At 44.0% G+C, this 19717-nt stretch carries 16 protein-coding genes and 1 pseudogene; 8 read left to right on the forward strand and 9 right to left on the reverse strand.

Translation table 11 applies throughout. The annotated features are described in order from the left end of the window. Window positions 1–7 precede the first annotated feature (7 nt). A pseudogene (locus tag CCS90_RS15155) lies at window positions 8–405 on the forward strand (demethoxyubiquinone hydroxylase family protein). A 237-nt stretch (window positions 406–642) separates the two neighbouring features. Beyond that, window positions 643–3213: a TonB-dependent receptor plug domain-containing protein gene (locus CCS90_RS00595; protein WP_099017572.1), complete on the forward strand. Its 2571-nt coding sequence runs from the start codon at window positions 643–645 to the stop codon at window positions 3211–3213. Window positions 3214–3250: 37 nt separating this feature from the next. Here CCS90_RS00595 and bioD read toward each other — a convergent pair whose 3' ends face one another. The 5 genes from bioD to CCS90_RS00620 are packed head-to-tail and all read right to left on the reverse strand — an operon-like array spanning window position 3251 to window position 9126. Beyond that, window positions 3251–3850: a dethiobiotin synthase gene (gene bioD / locus CCS90_RS00600; protein WP_162846743.1), complete on the reverse strand. Its 600-nt coding sequence runs from the start codon at window positions 3848–3850 to the stop codon at window positions 3251–3253. Then, entirely contained in the window at window positions 3844–4602 is a 759-nt protein-coding gene (rsmA, locus tag CCS90_RS00605; RefSeq protein WP_099017574.1) for a 16S rRNA (adenine(1518)-N(6)/adenine(1519)-N(6))-dimethyltransferase RsmA, read from the reverse strand. Before rsmA ends, bioD begins: the two co-directional genes overlap by 7 nt. A gap of 3 nt (window positions 4603–4605) precedes the next feature. Then, entirely contained in the window at window positions 4606–5535 is a 930-nt protein-coding gene (gene pdxA / locus CCS90_RS00610) for a 4-hydroxythreonine-4-phosphate dehydrogenase PdxA (protein ID WP_099017575.1), read from the reverse strand. 26 nt (window positions 5536–5561) lie between these two features. Further along, window positions 5562–6818: a peptidylprolyl isomerase gene (locus CCS90_RS00615; protein ID WP_099017576.1), complete on the reverse strand. Its 1257-nt coding sequence runs from the start codon at window positions 6816–6818 to the stop codon at window positions 5562–5564. A 1-nt stretch (window position 6819) separates the two neighbouring features. Next, a complete protein-coding gene (locus CCS90_RS00620) occupies window positions 6820–9126 on the reverse strand; it encodes an LPS-assembly protein LptD (protein WP_133566435.1) in 2307 nt (768 codons plus the stop codon). Between the two features lie 171 nt (window positions 9127–9297). On the opposite strand from CCS90_RS00620, the gene CCS90_RS00625 reads away from it, so the two are divergent. Then, window positions 9298–9630, forward strand: a complete 333-nt coding sequence (locus CCS90_RS00625; RefSeq protein ID WP_099017578.1) for a YegP family protein — start codon at window positions 9298–9300, stop codon at window positions 9628–9630. 96 nt (window positions 9631–9726) lie between these two features. Here the strand turns inward: CCS90_RS00625 and CCS90_RS00630 are convergent, their stop codons facing one another. Continuing rightward, window positions 9727–10503, reverse strand: coding sequence for a hypothetical protein (locus CCS90_RS00630; RefSeq protein WP_099017579.1), 777 nt, complete (start codon window positions 10501–10503; stop codon window positions 9727–9729). Window positions 10504–10738: 235 nt separating this feature from the next. On the opposite strand from CCS90_RS00630, the gene CCS90_RS00635 reads away from it, so the two are divergent. Further along, the gene (locus tag CCS90_RS00635) at window positions 10739–11476 is read left to right on the forward strand and encodes a class I SAM-dependent methyltransferase (protein WP_099017580.1); all 738 of its coding nucleotides are present in this window, start codon (window positions 10739–10741) and stop codon (window positions 11474–11476) included. A 50-nt stretch (window positions 11477–11526) separates the two neighbouring features. Here the strand turns inward: CCS90_RS00635 and CCS90_RS00640 are convergent, their stop codons facing one another. The 3 genes from CCS90_RS00640 to aspS all read right to left on the reverse strand — a co-directional run bounded on the left by CCS90_RS00640 (window position 11527) and on the right by aspS (window position 14868). Then, window positions 11527–12393, reverse strand: a complete 867-nt coding sequence (locus tag CCS90_RS00640; protein WP_099017581.1) for a mechanosensitive ion channel family protein — start codon at window positions 12391–12393, stop codon at window positions 11527–11529. 98 nt (window positions 12394–12491) lie between these two features. Next, window positions 12492–13100, reverse strand: a complete 609-nt coding sequence (locus CCS90_RS00645; protein ID WP_099017582.1) for an alpha/beta fold hydrolase — start codon at window positions 13098–13100, stop codon at window positions 12492–12494. Then, a complete protein-coding gene (gene aspS, locus CCS90_RS00650; protein ID WP_099017583.1) occupies window positions 13093–14868 on the reverse strand; it encodes an aspartate--tRNA ligase in 1776 nt (591 codons plus the stop codon). Before aspS ends, CCS90_RS00645 begins: the two co-directional genes overlap by 8 nt. Before the next feature lie 245 nt (window positions 14869–15113). On the opposite strand from aspS, the gene CCS90_RS00655 reads away from it, so the two are divergent. From CCS90_RS00655 to CCS90_RS00670, 4 genes are all read left to right on the forward strand, one after another. Beyond that, the gene (locus CCS90_RS00655) at window positions 15114–16997 is read left to right on the forward strand and encodes a serine/threonine protein kinase (RefSeq protein ID WP_180236478.1); all 1884 of its coding nucleotides are present in this window, start codon (window positions 15114–15116) and stop codon (window positions 16995–16997) included. Between the two features lie 178 nt (window positions 16998–17175). Next, window positions 17176–18270, forward strand: coding sequence for a tRNA-queuosine alpha-mannosyltransferase domain-containing protein (locus tag CCS90_RS00660; RefSeq protein WP_099017585.1), 1095 nt, complete (start codon window positions 17176–17178; stop codon window positions 18268–18270). After that, on the forward strand, window positions 18267–18623 hold the full coding sequence (locus CCS90_RS00665; protein ID WP_099017586.1) for a VanZ family protein: 357 nt from the start codon (window positions 18267–18269) through the stop codon (window positions 18621–18623). The genes CCS90_RS00660 and CCS90_RS00665 overlap by 4 nt, the downstream gene beginning before the upstream one ends. A 58-nt stretch (window positions 18624–18681) precedes the next feature. Then, complete coding sequence (locus tag CCS90_RS00670) at window positions 18682–19611, forward strand: glycosyltransferase family 2 protein (RefSeq protein ID WP_099017587.1); 930 nt, start codon at window positions 18682–18684, stop codon at window positions 19609–19611. The last annotated feature ends 106 nt before the right edge of the window (window positions 19612–19717 follow it).

Here is a 19717-nt window from a genome sequence, read left to right on the forward strand (position 1 = left end):
GAAAACCATGCTGAATGATTTTATGGTCGATAAACAACGCCATTTGAATATTTTCTGGCAGGAAATCCAAACGCGCCAAGGAATCACGTGCAAAAGCTACTGGTTGTGCGGTGTGGGTGGTTACTTCATGGGTTTTTTTCAGCCAGTCTTGGACGCTAAGGCATCATGGCCTGTACCTGGGCTGTAGAGTCTGTGGTGGTAAGCCGCCACTTAAAAGAACAACTGATTTATCTGAAAAATTCTCACGATAAACGTGCATTTGAAGCAGTGAGTTCTATCCCTGAAGATGAAGAAAACCACCGCGATACTGGGGGGGCTCTGGGTGGGAAAAACAGGCTGTTTAAGCCCATCAGATTACTCATCAGCTTATTCACTGAAACCATCATCCGTTTCGGCATGCGCTGAAAAAACAGTCCGCTTGTTATTCGCATTTTAGCAACAGCCCCTCCCCTCAAAGATTACAACAACATAGAATATTTGATTCATTGATGTCAAAACATCAAATAATTATACAATCAAAAAAATGCTTCACAAAACAACTGTTAATCTGATAGTATACTTCGTAGACGGTGAGAACGTTGATTTCACACCCAAATAAGTTAACATCAATAGTCAGCCAAACAACTAATAAAAGGATTTATCATGAGAAAAAATATACTGCTAGGCCACATCAAAAACTTGTTATTGGGAGGCTTATTTGTGGGAACTGCGAACGTAGCAGCAGCCAATACAACAGTTCAAAACGCGATTGACATAAACCCAAAAGCCTATTCGAGTATGACGGGTACCCGCCTCAAACAAACGGAAGTAACCACCGCATTGCCTGTTACCATTTACACCCGAGAGGACATTTTGCGCAGTGGCGAAAGCAATGCCGCTGATTTTATTCGCAATTTACCGATCAATATTTTTGGATCTTTCAGACCCCAATCTGGTAGCTCAGCACAAAGTATATCAATCGTCAGCATGAAAGGCCTGGGCTCCAGCCGAACCCTGGTTTTGATTGATGGCAGGCGTTTAGGCAAGTCACCAAGTACAGGCTCTGCAGATGATTTAAATTTGCTTCCGATGGCGGCCATTGAACGCATTGAAGTATTGAGGGATGGTGGCGCTGCGATTTATGGTGCCGATGCACTGTCTGGGGTGATTAACATCATCACCAGAAGTGAATTTCAAGGTGTGGAAATCATGCTGGGAGGCGCCGAAGCTTCCATCCCATCCCAAGGTGGCGAACGGGAAGAAGGGTCAGTCATCTTTGGCGCACGAAGTGATCGCTCAAGCTTGTTGGCTGGGGTTTCTTGGAATGACCGCGAACTTATCTTGAACAAAGACCTACCTTGGACTCACCAGCAGTTTTCTATCTTTGGCAATAATTTCACCACTTTATCAGGCGGCTTTGATAACTTTGATTTAACCGCCATTCCGGGTGGCTGTGAATTTCCTGAAACCGGTTTTAACCTGAGTTACAGCGGTCAAATCTGCGGCTATGATTTCGATTCACAGGCAGCTGATGAAGCGTCCATCGAAAACAAGTCATTGTTTGCCAAAGCATCCCATCAAATTACAGATGTTTGGCAATTATCTACACAAGTTGCTTTCAGACAAACCGAATCCTTTGGTCAGTATGCACCAGTGCCCGGAAACAGTGTCAGTGGGTCGCCTATTTCTGCCAACAGCCCAAACAACCCCACCAATCCCAACAGCCCATTGTATGACGCCAGCCTAGGCTTGAGTCCTCAGCCCGTTAACTGGTGGCATCGATTTGATGCTTTGGGCAACCGAGAAACCACGGTTAAAAACCAACAATTAGATTTCACCTTGATGCTTGATGGTCATTGGTCTGGTGTTGATTGGCAATACGGTGTTCGTCACTTGGATAACCGCAGCGCTGATGTGGGCCGTAATTATGTGATCAGATCGGCTGCAGAACAATTGATAGAATCTGGTGATTACAATTTAGCCAACCCCTATGCTGTATCAGAAGCTGTACTTAATGCCCTGCGCATCACCCTTTATCGCGAAAGTAAGTTTGATATCAATGAATATTTCATGGGTGCATCGTTTGATTGGGCAGACTTACCAGCAGGCCGCATTTCAACCGTTATAGGTGCAGAATATCGTAAAGAAAAGTACCTCGATCAGTACGACCCCCAATCTGAAGCCGGACAAGTTTTGGGTTCAGCAGGTAACTCAGCAGGGTCAGCCCGAACTGTGAATGCTGTCTATTTTGAAACTTTGGTTCCTCTGTTTAATCAGCTAGACCTGAGGTTAGCCGCTCGCTATGACGACTATTCAATCCATGGCGATGACATAAATTCTCACCTTTCACTGCGCTACCAACCGTTGCAAAACCTCAGCTTCCGAATGGGCTACAGCGAAAATTCAAGACCACCCAGTATGGATTTGATTTCTCAACAACCCACAACCACAACACTGTTTGCCAGAGACCCACAATCGTGTATCTATCAAGGACTGGATCCCGGCTGTTCTGCTCCTTTTGAACAAGTTTCTTTTGCCAATCCAGAACTGACAAGTGAAGAATCAACCCATGCCTATTTAGGCACAACCTTTCACCTCAAAGAATGGTTTGAATTCAATCTGGATGTATACGACTTGGCTGTAACCAACAGAATCAGGGCCTTTACCTCACAGGATATTATCAACGCAGGCATCAGTGGTGAACCTAACATCCCTGGTTTGGGTTGTCTGCGAGCTCCGACGGGGCAAATCATTCGATGCTTAGTCGGATTTGGTAATTCAGGGCGATTAGATGTGTTGGGGGCTGATGTGTCGATGAAATTTAAATACGGACTGTTTGGCGGTGATTTCAGCCACCAATTGCAAACCAGTTACATTCACAAAACCTCTGTAGATAAGGGCAGGAATTTAATCTCCAACCCCGGATTACCCAAAGCCAGGGCAACCATGAACAACAATTACACCCATGGTAATTGGCAAATCAACCACTTAATCAATGCAATCGACCAACAACAAGCTGATAGCTTGGATTCTGCAGCGCCTACTTGGGTGACCCATGATGTCCAGTTCAGTTATCACACACCTTGGCAAGGGGTGTTTGCTGTTGGCGCCCAAAATGTCGGGGAGAAAATGCCGCCAATTGGGCAAGGCTTCATAACCAGTCGAGATTATGATTTTAACTTATACAACGGCTTTGGCCGCATTGTCTATGCCCGCTATACGCAAACTTTTTGATCAGGTATGACAGAAAACCGAAGCTGAATGACTCGGTTCAGCTTCGGTCTAGAATGGCTTGAATATTGGCATCCGCATCTTCAAAACCTTTATCAATCACATTGGCAATCCAGCCATGGTATAAGTCGGTATCTCGTTTGATTTGTTCCATGGTCAACAGACTGTGGTTGATACAACCCAAGCCAATCCTGGCGACCATCACGATGGGGAGGTTCAGCGCCTTGACCAAATCTTTCAGCATCAAATCATCGCTCAAGGGTACACACCAACCACCCACCCCTTCAACCAATACCCGATCATACTTTTGTAACAGGTGTCTGAAGTGTTGTATACAGGCAGCCAAGTCAAAAGTCTGCTGCTTGTCAGCAATGTGGGGAGATGCCGGTGCTTCGAATGTATAAGGATTGATTTCTGACAGGGATTGACCGGTTACTTGAGCCAACGCCAAAGCATCTTCACTGACCAGTTTGTCATCTCGCCAAATGGCGCCTGAAGCAATCGGTTTATAGGCAGCCACAGACCATCCTTGTTGTTGCCATGCTTGTAGAATTTCGCACGAAACATGGGTTTTCCCCGCATCGGTATCGGTGGCGGTGATGAAACAACTGGGTAATTTCAGGTAATTGTCGATCAACACGCTTGTTCTAATAACAGGGTTAATTGTTCGTATTGTGCCACAGAGATGGTTTCAGCACGCTGTCCAGGGTCGATACCCACCGCTTCCATTTGTGCCAAGGAGACCATTTTTTTCAAATTATTCCAAATGGTTTTACGCCGCATGGCAAACGCCTGTTTCACCAATTTTTCTAAGGCGGGTAAAGGCACATTTGTGGGGTCTTTTTTGGTCACCAACTGTACAATTTGTGAGTCCACTTTAGGCCTTGGGATGAATGCTTCTGGTGGAATGCTCAAATGGCCGATACACTCAAAACGATGCTGCAGCATGACTGACAAACGTCCAAACAGTTTTTCACCAGGCGTGGCACAAATTCTTTTAACCACCTCTTTTTGTAACATGAATATCATCTGGGAAACTTCCGTAGATTGATACAACATGCTGATGAGCAAGGGGGATGAGATGTTGTAAGGTAAGTTACCAACCACTTTAAAAGGACCGCCCTCAAGTTGTAACTTAAGTGCATCCATATGATGTAAGGTCACATTGTCATGAACAGCAAACTGTTGTTGCAGTATGGGTATCAGGTCATGATCCAACTCGATCAATTGTAAATCGGCCCCACTGGCTTGTAAGTATTGAGTGATGGCCCCTTGTCCAGGACCAATTTCAATGATTTTTTCTCCGGCTTGTGGATTGATGATTTTTACAATGTTATGAATCACACCTTCATCTTGTAAAAAGTTTTGACCCAATGCCTTTTTTGCTTTCATATTTTAACCTGCAAATGTTGCTTGTGACCTTGCCACACATGATTTAGCAAGTTTCAAGGCAGCACGTAAACTGCCGGCATCAGCCAGTCCTTTACCCGCAATGTCTAATGCAGTGCCATGATCAACACTGGTTCGAATGAGCGGCAAACCCAATGTGATGTTAACTGATTCGCCAAAGCCTGCATATTTCAAAGGTGCCAACCCTTGGTCGTGATACATCGCCAGAATGACGTCATAATTTTTTACTTTTGCTGGGGTAAATAAGGTGTCCGCTGGGATTGGTCCATGGATATCCATGCCCTGTCGTTTGAGGTCATCCAATGCCGGAATTATGGTGTCCAATTCTTCCCTGCCGATGTGTCCAGCTTCACCGGCATGAGGGTTTAAACCACAAACAGCTATTTTGGGTTGATTGATACCAAACTTCGATTGCATGTCTTGATGCAATATTTTCATCACTTGTTTGATTTCAGTGTCGGTAACATGAGCTGACACATCTTTCAGTGGGATGTGCGTGGTCAGCAAAGCCACCCGCATCACTTGATTGAGTAACATCATCACCACTTTCGGTGTCTCGGTTAATTCAGCTAAATATTCTGTGTGTCCGGAAAATGAAATCCCGGCATCGTTGATGACGCCTTTGTGGATGGGACAGGTCACCATTGCTTGGAACCGGCCTGTGACACAACCCATGGCTGCGATTTTGATGGTTTCCAAAACATAGGCTGCATTGCTCACATCCAACCGCCCCAATTGATGCGGCACGGCCAGCGGTACATGATGTATGTTCAATGACTTGGATGATGGTATTGATTGGTGGATTAAATTTTCATCACCAATCAATACACAATCATTCAACTCGTCTTTGGCGGCTAATTGTGCGACCAATTCAGCACCTATACCAGCAGGCTCTCCCAAGGTGATTGCTATCATTGGATGGCTGCCGTTACTATCACGTGTTAGATTCTGATGTCTACGTAAGCTTCACCTCGAATCTCTCGAATCCATGATTCAATCAACTCTTGAACCTTACGCTCACGAATGGCATTGCTGGCCTGTGATCGCTTTAACTCTTCCGTGATGTCTGCTTCTTTTTTACCCAAGAACTTAACAATGTGCCAACCAGCATCTGTTTGGAACGGCGCAGATATTTCACCCACATCCATGCCTTTAATTACTTCGCCCATTCTTGCGCCAAATTTATTGATTTCAAACCACCCCATGTCACCACCCAACGGTGCTGAACTGTGGTCATCTGAATTTTCTTCGGCCACTGTGGCAAAATCTTCACCATCCAGAACCTTGTCATATAAACCATTGATTATTGCCATGCCGTCTTTAGGCGAGACCACTTCATTGGTTTCTACCATGATGTGAAGGATGTTGTATTGGTCTTGGGTTTTGACTGTATTGCTTTTTTGAGCCAATAATTTCAAGATATGAAATCCGCTGGGCGATCTGATGGGGTGTGTCACTTCACCATCCGACATCGACTTAACCTGATCAGCAAACAAGGGTGGTAACTGGTTGATTGGACGCCAACCCAAACGCCCCCCTTCTAAGGCATTTTGGCCGTCTGAAAACTGCGTGGCCAAAACAGCAAAGTTTTCACCGGCTTGAATTTGGTCATATAGGTCATTGGCTTCTTTTTGGGCCTTTTCAGTTTCTGCCGCATCGTTGTCCGTGCTGGTAGCAATCAATATATGTTGCAGCTCAACTTCACCTTGATCCAGTTCATTGTCGGCCAAAAACAAATCAATTTCATGCTCACTGATTTTTACATTGGAATTGGCATAAGCATACCTGACCCGCTCCGCTTGCATGTCTCTGCGCATGTCACGACGAAATTCAGCAAAACTGAAACCATCGACTTCGATGGCTTGTTGCATTTGGCTCAATGACATGCCATTTTGTTGCGCAATGTTGGTCAGCGCCGCATCGAGTTCACCGTCAGAAATTTTAATGCCCACCAGCTCTGCCCGATCAATCTGAATTTCTTGAACGATCAACCTTTCCAATACTTGGCTGTTTAAGATGTCTGCAGGTGGAATTTGATTGCCACTGGCTTCAATTTGTTTTTTGATTGAGTTGACTGATCGATCCAGCTCTGATTTCATGATGACAGTGTCATCAACCACAGCAACGATTTCATCCAACAATTCTTGTGCATAAGCTGGAATTGATGTCAGCAATAATAAAGTCATGAGTTTTTTCATTTTAAAAGGCCTCTTGGTATCCTGGTATTGATTGTTTTAGTATGCGTCTGGGGTTCCTACCAATGGATCCCAAACCATTCAATTGAATTTCTGCGTAAATGCCATTATTCGACTGTCCTTGCTCATCGGTAATATAGTGTCTGGCCATCAGTCTGAATGCCCAGCAACAATTTTTCCTTTCATAGCCAAATAATGCTTCAATGGTTTTGTTACTGCGTGTTGAGTAATTCCAACGAGCAATGAGTCGATGTTGGTCCTTAATGGGTATGACAAATGAAGTATCAAACTGTTCCAATTGATTTCTTCGAAAACGATAAGCAAAATTAAACACACTTTGGTTATCACCTTTTCTTTGTACCCTGAACAAACCCCTTTCTACTTCAGACTGAGCTTGGTCATAATGGAGACTTAATCCTGCATTCCAATAGCGACTCAAGAAATGATTGTATTCAATCACCAATGGAGATTTCGTTAAATCTTCAGGTTGATTGTTGATTTGTACCATTTGATCGTCAAAATATTTGATTTGTCCCACTGTCAAATTCCATTGTTCACGCCCATTGGGGTCAAAACTTCGGTGGGTCAGTGCAGCAGAAACTTGATTCATGTCTGACTGCCTGTCAGCACCAGAAAATCGATTGGTTTGAAACAACAAGGATGAACCAAACGTCAATTCCCTGCTGTCAAAAATAGGGATGTCAGTCTGATTACGCTCTGGGGCATAAACATAAAACAGCCGCGGCTCCAGTGAATTAAACCCGCCGTCATCCAACTGCTTTTCAAAGCTCATACCCAAATCCATTGATGCAATCGGTAAGTTCCTGCTCAGATCAGTTCGGTTGTCATCAAATTGATAATGGGTGCTGCGGTATTGCAACTTGGGTTTGACATAACCCCAGGCATTTGACCATTGTTTTTCAACCCAAGGTCTGATGTCACTGCGCCATGCACCGCCAGAGTCTTCACGGTAAAAGTTAATAAGCTCTGTGCTGACACCATAGTTAAGCTGCTTTTGATAATCGTATTGGAACCAATTGAATCCAAGCTCTGGCAGTGTCTGGTAAGGTTCGTTTTGGGTGGTGATTGACTGACTTAAAACCTGAAAATCATTGATACCAGCAAAAAATTGCCAATTGTTTCCTGAACCTTGAACATTAACGGTACTGCTTAAATAAGGGGTGGACGTGATGTAAGAACTGGAAGAAAAATCTTCATAATACTGAGAGTCAGTGACATGGTTCAGGTTGCTGTTGAAGCGCCACCCTCTGGCCAACCTGGTTTGGTGCGTGTAATTGATCAATCCCCTGTCTGAATTTCTTAAATTGTCACTTGGCAAATACGCCCCTTCAAATACACCACGACTGCGAGGCGATAAGTAGCGAAATTCAGCACCCAACATCAAACCATGTTCCTGTAAGTATCGCGGGGTTAATGTGGCATCAAACTGAGGTGCTATATTGATGTAATATGGCAATGATAAATCAATCCCGGTATTGTCTGAATAAGAAAAGCCCGGAATCAGCAATCCTGTTCTTCGGTCATCATTCAACGGCAGCTTGGCCCAAGGCAAGTACAAAATAGGCACGTCTTTGAATCGCAAACTCATGCCTTTGAAAGTTCCCACCCCTTCCTCATGATTTAATTCAGCTGTTTTTGCGACAATTTCCCAGTCCCTTTGTTGCGGGGCACAGGTTGAAAAAGTCAAACCTGTTAAGCTGGATTTACTTTCGTTCAACAACAAATGACTTGCTTTACCATTCATCGCTGAATCGAGAAAAAAGTAATCAACCTGATCTAAATTTGCCGTCATGTCGATGGAGTTGAACTTTGCACTTTTGGCTGCAATTCTTTGGTCTTTGTTTTGTAACAGCACACCGCCATTGGTATCAAATATTTTTTTGGCTTGGTGGTAATAGATTTCAGGCGTCAACATCCGCAGGTCATTCTGCATAATACAAACATCACCTGACAACAAAAACTCGCCTTCACTGATGCGCTGTGAATGGCTGGCGAGAAGGTTAATTTTGTTGTTATTAATTTCTTGATTTAAGCACTGTTGTTGTACCGGTGACAACAAAATATCAGCCACTGGGCAGTCAACCAAGCTGGCTTGGCTTGTAGGCATGTACCACAGAACCATAAAGCCACACAAAAACATTTGGGCATAAACTGACCTCAAAGACCGCTTGGCCAGCCAAGTAGAATGAGTGGATTGTGTGCTACAAGTGTTGGTGTCTCTTACTGTGCGAGCATTCTCTTGCATAGGGAATGGTTTAAAGCAAAACACTTTTCCAAATCTGTTTTTCAAATTAATCTCAAGGCAATTGTAAACTTTTATAATATCTGTTTTACATTATGAATCGCGTATTTTAATATGGATGGAGGAAAATGTCCTGTGTGGATATTTATTATTTGTATTAAGTGGTTCCTGTGTGCAGAACATTACAGGTGATGACCACACTATTTGGAGTCAACTATCATGGCAGGAAAATTTTGTATTACTAAAGGCAAAGACGGCAAAGATTATTTTGTACTCAAAGCAGGCAATGGCGAAGTGATCCTACAATCACAAGGCTACAGCTCGGCTTCTGGATGTGAAAATGGCATTGAGTCAGTCAGAACCAATTCTCAAGATGAATCTAAGTTTGAGTGCAGAGAAGCCAAAGATGGCCGCACTTATTTCGTGTTAAAAGCCAACAATGGTCAAGAGATTGGCCGGTCACAAATGTACAAAACCGACAGTGGCTGTAAAAACGGCATGGCTTCGGTGGCAAAAAATGCCATTGATGCAACGGTAGTTGATGAAAGATAAGAACGAGTTAACAACTCAAACAAAGGACATTTATGCAAGTAAATGTCCTTTTTTTTGCTTGTAGATTAATGATCATGAAGACTCAGCTCAGAGCATTTATTGCCCTACCATTCTGGCCAACACTGCGACCGCATTTTCTACATCCGCACCCATTTCTGTCGCAATCAAGGGTGAAATATAAACATGAACTTGACCGGCTAAAACATGTAAACCACCGCCTGCAATTTGAGTCCAATAAGCAGCGTCCCCCACATGATCGATGGCCGTGTTTAATTGATTCTTCTTAATCAGTGACTGTTTTTTCTTTTCTAGTAACTTCTCAAGTTCAGAGTGATCCATCGACTGATTTCGATCAGTGGTTTCCGCTTTTAATTGTTCAATCTGGGCTTCAATTTCTGCTTGGTTCAGAATTTCAGGTACAAAATTTACCGCCGTTTTTTCAGTGGCTGATAAACTGATTATCAACCTGGCTTCATTACTGATGGCACGAGCACTGTATTTACTCGCTTGCCCAAAATCATAACTTTTACCGTTGTCAGTGGCTTGTTTTCTGTCCTTTAAAGTTTTGTAGCTCCAACTGTATCTACAGGTAACAGCACCGCTGTGCTCTACTTCTGTGGTTATTTCACCGGGTATATTGAACATTTGATGTAACGCATCTTGACTCAAAATACCACAAATCGAGTCCTTATTCATATAAGCGCTGAAATCGACGCCTTGGGTAGACACCGGTGGTGTGTTCAGTTGGCTGGATTCAGCTTGGCTGGTTTTGTTATTGGCTGTTTGTTTGGTGGTTGATTGTTGGTTAGCAGTCGGCGCTTCACCACAACCCATTAACAACAACACGATCAAAACCATCACACTTTTTTTCATCAACTTGCTCCGACATAAAACCATGATTATACAAATTCAGGGCATGCCATAACAAGTTTCAGTCAGCAACTTGATCAGCGGCCAATGGGCTGACGGTCAATGAACTGTGCCCACTGAACATGAAATCAAATGAGTCAGTCTAAACTCGCCACATATTCTTGAATAAATACATTATTTTTCAGTAAACCAATGGAATGCATTTAAAATAGCCACTTTTCTTAATTCAAAAATATCGATGTCTTGGTTTGATAACAATGAAATGTGGGAAGTGTTCTACGATTGTATGTTTGACCGCGAAAGTTTCGCAGTGGCCAAAACACAATGCCAACAAATCATCAACTTGGTTGATCATCCAGTCAAATCAGTGTTAGACATGGCATGTGGTCCAGGCCGACATGTTTTGGGTTTTGCAGCCATGAATATTGAAACCACTGGGGTTGACCTCAGCGGTTATTTATTGAATCAAGCTGCCAACCAAATTGATCATGAAAAACTGTCAGCAAACTTGGTTCACAGCGACTTGCTGGCTTATCAACCCAATAATAAATTTGATTTAATCACCAACCTCTTCACTTCTTTTGGATACTACAACAACCCCGCTGAAAACCAACAAGTACTGAACAATGCTTACCAATGGTTGAACCCAAAGGGCACTTTCATCATTGATACTTTTGGCAAAGAACAAGCGGCACATGCGATGGAACCTGTTCATTGCACCGAATATGACAATGGTGACCTGCGTTTTGAAAGGCCTTTGTTGGTAGATAACATGAACATATATTCCAATGAATGGATTTTGGTGCGGGACAACCAAGCCCATCGGTGGGAGTATGAACACTTTGTCTACACGGCCCAAGAATTGACCGCCATGTTGCTTCAAGCTGGCTTCAAAAATATTGAAATCTACGGTTCATTAAACAAAGCCGATTATGACTTGTCGGCAGAACGCTTGGTGGCGGTGGCCAGAAAATAAAAAGGCCATGTGATGACATGGCCTGATTCATGTTAGGCGTCTTATCCGGTTTAACTTTCCTTAACTTGATGTAAATGTACGTCTGTTTGTGGGTAAGGGAAACTACAACCACCCGCTTCAATATTGAGTTTTATTTGTTCCATCAAATCACCATAAACAGTCCAGTAATCCTCAGTTTTAACCCAAGGACGAACCACAAAATCAACACTGGATGCGCCCAAGTCTTTCAACATCACCACTGGTTTGGGTTCCTGTAACACCATTTCATGTGCCGAAATGGTCTCCATCAAGATTTTTTTCGCTGCTCTGATGTCGTCGTCGTAACTGACCCCAATCACCAAATCAATGCGGCGCAGTGCTTCGGTGGTGTAATTGACAATCACATCTGAAGTAATTTGACCATTGGGTATAATCAGTTTTTTGTTGTCTGTCGATTGTAGAATGGTGCTGAACAACTTGATCTCAGTGACTTTGCCAGAAGTGCCAGCTACGTCAACAAAATCCCCTCGTTTAAAGGGTCGGGTCAATACCAGCATCACGCCAGAGGCCAAGTTTGACAAAGAATCTTTCAATGCCAGACCGATGGCCAAACCAGCAGCACCCATCACAGCAATCAGCGATGTGGTCTGCACACCCAATTGACCCAATGCCATGACAATCACGGCGGCCAAAATAACATAATAAATGATGTTTTTAATGAAGTTAACCAAAATGACTTCATTACCGGTTTTGGTCAAGCCTTTACCGGTCATGTTGCTGACTAATTTCGCGATGCGCTTACCCACCCAATAAATCAACAAGGCCAAAACCAAGGATTGGGCCACATCTATCAGCATTTCAGGATTGGTCAAGTATTCAGAAAATTGAGATTTGATTTGTTGAAACAAACCCTCATTGTTTTCAGTGTTCTCTGCCATTTAATGCTCCAATATAAAAATAATAAGTATCTTAACAAAACCGCCGTACATTGCATTGTGAAGATCTGGGAAATTTTTTGTAAAATGTCCTTGGGTGCTTACTCAGACAGAAAAGCCAAGGTCAAGTCTTTGGCTTGTTTGTTGCGCAACAAGCCGAAATGGCTGCTGTGTATTTCGAGGTGCTGATCCAACCATTCAGCTTGAGTTTCTGCCACTGCAACGGTGCCGTCACTGGGCCCCAATTTGGGTTCAATGAAACGCCCAAGCCCATAGGGAGAGGTGCCAGCAATCATCAGTGTGTCACGGTATTTAATGGCAGCACCCACACCCAGGGTTAATGGCTTGGCCGCATGGTTGAGTAAACTTTTATCCCAGCCTTTTTGCTGTAATTTCTGAGCCACTTTGGAACCATTCAACGGTGTTCCCAACATCACCAGCTTACCCGCTTTATTGATTTTTGGCAGTGCACCGATACTCAAAATACCACCCATGGAGTGCGCCACAATATGCACCGTTTGTTCAGGTCGTGAATTAACAAAAGCCGTTAATTGCATCAGGGTTAAAGCAAAAGACTGGCGGGTGGTTTTGTAACCAAACAAATAAACCTTGAACCCATGGCGGCTCAAGAATCGACGATAGGACACCCAAGTCCATGGCTTCATATACAAGCCATGGACCAGAACTACAGCAGGTGTTTGATCAGTCATCCTTTTCAGGTTCAATGACCTGAACATGCACATCTGCCAATTGTGCGGCTTCGATGGTTGATGGTGCATTGGTTAATGGACATGCGCCACTTGACGTTTTTGGAAACGCAATCACTTCACGAATAGACTCTTCACCACACATCAGGGTTGCCATGCGATCGACACCAAATGCGATACCACCATGCGGCGGACAACCAAACTGCAAAGCTTCTAACAAGAATCCAAATTTTTCTTCGGCTTGTTGTTCACTGATGCCTAATAATTCAAGCACTGATGATTGCATTTTCTGGTCATGAATACGGATCGACCCACCACCCAATTCAACGCCATTTAAAACCATGTCATAACCTTTTGATAAGGCCTCACCCGGGTTGTTCTGAAGCGCTTCAACTGAACCCGTTGGTGCGGTAAACGGATGGTGCAAAGCATCCCAACGTTTTTCGTCTTCATTGAATTCAAACATAGGGAAATCAACCACCCACAAAGGTTCCCAAGTGTCACTGACGCGGCCAATGTCTTGGCCTACTTTAATCCGCAAAGCACCCATAAACTGAGTCACTTCATTGAATTTTCCGGCGCCGAAAAACAACAAATCGCCGTCTTCTGCTTGGGTTGAAGACAAAATACCAGCCAAAGCATCATCACTGAGAAACTTAACAATGGGCGACTGTAAACCGTCTTTACCGGCTGCTTTGTCATTGACTTTAATCCAAGCCAGTCCCCTTGCACCAAAACGACGGGCATAAGGTTCATACTCATCAATTTGTTTGCGGGTAAAATTGGCACCGCCTTGTGGCACTTTCAACACAGCAACCCTTCCCTTGGGGTCATTGGCTGGTGCCGAGAATACCTTAAACTCTGAGTCTTTAACCGCATCAGCAACATCGACCAACTCTAAATCAATTCTTAAGTCTGGCTTGTCTGAGCCATAGCGGCGCATGGCTTCGGCATAAGTCATTCTTGGAAACGGATTGGCCAATTCAATATCCATCACTTCTTTGAAGGTATCGCGAATCAGTTTTTCAGCCATTTGCAGCACATCTTCTTGTTCCACAAAGGCCATCTCAATATCCAATTGAGTGAACTCAGGTTGACGATCAGCACGCAAGTCTTCATCACGGAAACACCGTGCAATTTGATAATAACGATCCATTCCAGACATCATCAACAATTGTTTGAACAATTGAGGCGATTGGGGCATCGCATAAAATTGGCCTGGGTTCATCCGTGATGGCACCAGAAAGTCACGGGCGCCTTCAGGTGTGGCTTTGGTTAAAATTGGGGTTTCAATGTCTAAAAATTCACTTTGGTGTAAATGATTGCGCAAAGCATGGGTCAACTTGGAACGCAGGCGCATGTTGTGTTGCATGTTGTCGCGTCGCAAGTCTAAATATCGGTATTGTAAGCGAACGTTTTCACCTGGGTTTTCATCCAACATGAAAGGCAAAGGCTTGGATGGGTTCAATACATGGTACTCATCCACCACCACTTCGATTTGACCGGTGGCCAACTTTGAATTCCCTTGTCCATCGGGGCGGTTTCTGACCATACCCTTAACCCGCAAACAGTACTCATACCTGGCACCATCAGCAATTTTAAAGGCCGCTTCATTATCCGGCTCAACCACCACTTGTACCAATCCTGTGTGGTCTCTTAAATCGATAAAAATAACGCCGCCGTGGTCGCGTCTGTTGCCAACCCAGCCACAAACTTCAACTTGTTGATCCAGGTATTTTTCCGTGACCTGACCACAAAATTCATTCCGCATGATAATTAAACCTTAAAGTTTATTAAAAAAGCAGGCAATTTTACCTTATCCCCACCTTCAGATAACACCTATTTATGGCCAAAAACGTCCAAATAGCGGTAAGAAAGGGTAATTAAAAGTGATGTGCTTCACAAATCTGCTATTTTTAGGTTAAGCTGATATTCAAACCATATACTTACAATGTAAGCTCGAACAAAGAAAAACCGAGTTAATTGGTTTGGGAAAAGATTATGCCAGAAGAAAATATGAATAAAAAGTTTGGTCACTACGAAGTGGTTTCAGAATTAGGTCGAGGCGGCATGGGTGTTGTTTACAAGGCCTGGGAACCTTCTTTGAACAGACATGTGGCGATCAAGGCTTTGGGCGAGCATTTACTCGGTGATGAAGGTTTGATAGAACGTTTCACCCGTGAGGCCAAAAGCATGGCAGCCATCAACCACCCCAACGTCATTCAAGTGTTTTTTATTGGCATGGAACAAAGACAACCCTACTTTGCGATGGAATTCATTGAAGGTGTTTCATTGGACGATTTGTTGCGCGGAAACAATGTGCTTTCAGTCCCTCATGCCAAAGAAATTTTACGCCAAGCTTGTTCAGGTTTAGCCGTAGCCCATGATCGCGACCTGGTCCATCGGGACATCAAACCTGCCAACTTAATGATATGTGATGATGGCACCGTTAAAGTGGTCGATTTTGGCATTGCACAAACCCGTGAATATGGCGATAAATTAACCAACACCGGCGAATTTGTTGGCACCCCAGGCTACCTGTCACCAGAAGTTTGCACCGGTAAAGAAGTGGACGCCCGTTCTGATATTTTTGCTTTGGGCATCGTATTTTACGAAATGCTGGCTGGCAAAGTTCCGTTTGAAAATGAAAGCCCCTTGGGTCTGATGCTTGAAGTGGTTCAGGCAGAAATCCCTGACATTCGAGCGATCAACAAAAAAGTCGACAAAAAAACCAGTTACATCTTGGAAAAAATGATTGCCAAGAACCCAGAAGAACGCTGTCAATCATGCCAAGAAGTCATTAAATTTTTGGGCCCCGCTGTGGCTGATTTAAGTTTGGCAGACATCAAACAAAAAGCCATTTCAGTCAAACCAGCAAAGAAAACCGCACAGATATCACAACAAGTCACCATGCAATCAAGCACAGTAGACACCATGGTGCCTCAACGCAGGAAAAAATCAAACAAAGCTGTGTGGGGTGTTTTGGCTCTGGCTGCTGCCGTTGGCGTCGGCGCCATTGGTATTCATGAAGGCTACATTCCTTCACCGTTCAAATCGAACGACTACCAGGCCATGACCTTATTGGGTAATGACAGTGATGAAATGCAATTACAAGATGTTAAGCTCAAATCCAAACAAGAATTGGCTGACATCAGCGATGAGTTGAATGCACAAATTGATTCGGCCAATCAACCCAAAACCCCAGACTCAAATCAGGAAGTGAGCCATCAGCAGTCGGTATCAACAATCGCCGCTCAAAACACCAAGCCGACTCAATTGGATTCAACTGTTGCCAACGACAATACAGTGATGACTGACCCGTTAAACCAACAACCAGCCATCATCACTGAAAAAACCATGGCATCCGTCGACAATTCGACCAAACAGCACAATGGCAACCTTGATCAATTCATTGAAAAGCAAACCAAGCCAGTAATCAGCAAGCCCAAAGTGGTGAAAAAAGACAAAGGCGTGGCAGTGTTGGTATTTGGTGACCCCGCTGTTGCCAATCCGATTGAAAAAATCATTGAAGCTGAATTGAAACGGGATAACATCAAAGTGTTGAATGAGCAGTTCGTTCCCGGCATGGCGCAAATCATGGCACAGGGCGTTGATTTGGCCACCATCAAAAGTAAATTAGATGCTTACGGCGGACAAGCCATGATCATTGCCAACGTCAATCACATCGGCCAACAGACCTTAGAATACTACGGCCGTCAATCCGTCATGGTCAGCGCCCAATTGGACGTGGACAGTTATGATTTAGCCACCGGCGATTCTATCGGCAATGGTTATGGTTCAGAATTAAGTTATACCAGCCTAAATGCCACCGAAACAGCACAAGATGCCGTGATGGAATTCGTTGATCGACTGAAGCAAGACATCAAAAATAAAAAATAGAAGACTGCAAAGTGCTTTGCAGCCTATTGCTTGGTTGCAGATAAATTCATAAAATGACACCAGTGGTGCCAAAAATACGGTTTAATAAGCGGTCAATGCATTTCACCCACAGACGGGCGTAATGAGAACCTATTTTTTTGATGACTTGTTTATTGGCTGACCCACTCACTTGCTGGCTATGAAAAAAAAACGAATCCTGCTGTTATCGGCCTATGACGCCCTGTCACATCGCTATTGGCATCAAAACTTAATCAAACAATTTCCACAACACGACTGGCATGTGTTGGCACTTAAAGACCGCTACTTTGCATGGAGGATGGGGGCGAATGCTTTGAACTTCAAAGCCCAATATGACGCACAATTAAGTGTTGAATATGACTTGCTGATTGCTACTTCAATGACGGACTTGAGCACCTTGTTAGGACTCTATCCACATTTATCCAAGTTGCCAAAACACCTTTATTTCCATGAAAATCAGTTTGCTTACCCAGTTAATGACAATCAACAAGGCCTACTGGAAATTCAAATCCGGACGATTTATGCCGCCTTGGCCGCAGATCAACTGACATTCAACACAAATTATAACTTGGCGACTTGGCAACAAGGCGTTGCAGCATTGTGCCAAAAGATGCCCGATGGTTTACCGAAAGATTTGCTGGCGCAGTTAAGCCAAAAATCGAGCTGTCTGGCTGTGCCAATCGACGATGACTGTCAGCCGAACAACCATTTGAAGCTCAAAAGTTCTGATGGTTTACAAGTCGTATGGAATCACCGCTGGGAACATGACAAGGGTCCAGAAACACTGCTGGAATTGATGCGTTTGTGCCAAGATAAAAAGCCAAATATTCAGTTTCATGTGCTGGGACAAAAATTCAGAAAAATTCCTGAGGCGATGAAAATCATTGAGCAAAATCATCCGCAACAGTGTCTCAACCTGGGTTTTATTGATTCTCGAACACAGTACATCCAAGTGTTACAAACTGCTGACGTGGTACTTTCAACCGCTTTCCATGATTTCCAAGGCATCGCCATGTTAGAAGCTTCGGCCTGCGGTTGTTTGGCCATAGCACCCAACCGGCTGGTTTATCCTGAATGGTATCCAGCGACCAACTTATACCCTTCAACACCATCTGACCCCAAGGCGGAAGCCCATGCCATCTTCGCCTTGCTGCAAAATTCGCAAAAACTCCAAGCAACCCAATTTCACCCTCATTGGCAAACCATGAAACCAAACTATCAAAATTGGTTGTCCAGTCAATCACCAAACTCATGAACAAACACACTGTCATCAAGTTGCTTGCTTGGGCCATGCTCATCACATTGGTCATATTGTCATTGGTGCGAGTGCCTCAGGTTTCATCATCCATTGAAAACAGTGACAAACTACTGCATTTGGGCAGTTATTTCATCCTGACCTTTTGGTTCTTACATGCCTACCCAAAGCGAATTATATGGGTGACGTGCGGACTCGTTGTTTTAGGAGGTCTGCTGGAATACCTCCAATCATTGACCGCTTATCGATTCACCGAATGGCTGGATTTCTGGATGAATCTAACAGGGGTTTTGTTGGCCGTTTTGTTGTTTTCTGTATTTAAACGCCACATCAAGTTTCTAATGACCCGCTAATTGAACAGCTTTTGTTTTGAAAATTAGTTAAAATACATTTTTTTACTGCTTCGAACCTATGCCCTCAGTCGATATCATTGTCCCAGTTTTTAACGAACAAGAGGTCTTGCCCCTGTTTGAACAACGCATCAAAGCTGTGATGCAAGATTGTGATGTGGACTGGCGTGTGGTGTTTGTCGATGATGGCTCAAGTGATGACAGTTTAAAGGTGATGAAATCGATTCATGAAGCCGATCGCAAATTCGGATTTCTGTCTTTGAGCCGTAATTTTGGTAAGGAGTACGCCCTCTCCGCTGGCTTAGATCATGCCTCAGCCGATTCGGTTGTGGTGATTGATGTAGACCTACAAGACCCACCTGAATTGATTCCCGAAATGATTGCCCAGTGGCACAGTGGTTATGATGTGGTTTATGCCACCAGAAAAGCACGTCACGGCGAATCACTGGCAAAGAAAGCCACGGCCAATTGGTTTTACCGCATCATCAACTCCATGAGCAAAATAGACATCCCCAAAGACACGGGAGATTATCGACTGATGTCCAGAAAAGCCTATTCAGCTGTTAACAAGCTGCGCGAACAAAATCGCTTCATGAAAGGTCTGTTTGCATGGGTGGGTTTCAAGCAGAAACAAATTTACTTTGAGCGGGAACCCAGGGCGGCTGGTGAAACCAAATGGAACTATGCCAAGTTGTGGCGTTTTGCTTTGGACGGCATCACGTCTTTCAGCTACCTACCACTGCGGTTTGCCACTTGGATTGGTTTAAGCGTTGCCTTTTTTGCATTTATTTATGGAGCCATCATCATCGCCAAAACCTTGGTATTGGGTAATGACGTCCCCGGTTACCCCTCCTTAATGGTGGTCGTGTTATTCTTGGGCGGCATCCAACTCACCGCTTTGGGCATCATTGGTGAATACCTGGGCCGCATGTTCAACGAAAGCAAACAACGTCCACTTTACCTGGTGGATGAATACCAACCACCGGAATAAATCGTCATGCCCGATATTTTTACTCAACTCAAACAAAACCTGCCCAAGCCTATTTAGAATGTGTCCCCCTAACTATAGAACAACCACTGCTGCTATTTATAATATT

Source organism: Marinicella litoralis (genome assembly GCF_002591915.1).
Lineage (GTDB): Bacteria > Pseudomonadota > Gammaproteobacteria > Xanthomonadales > Marinicellaceae > Marinicella > Marinicella litoralis.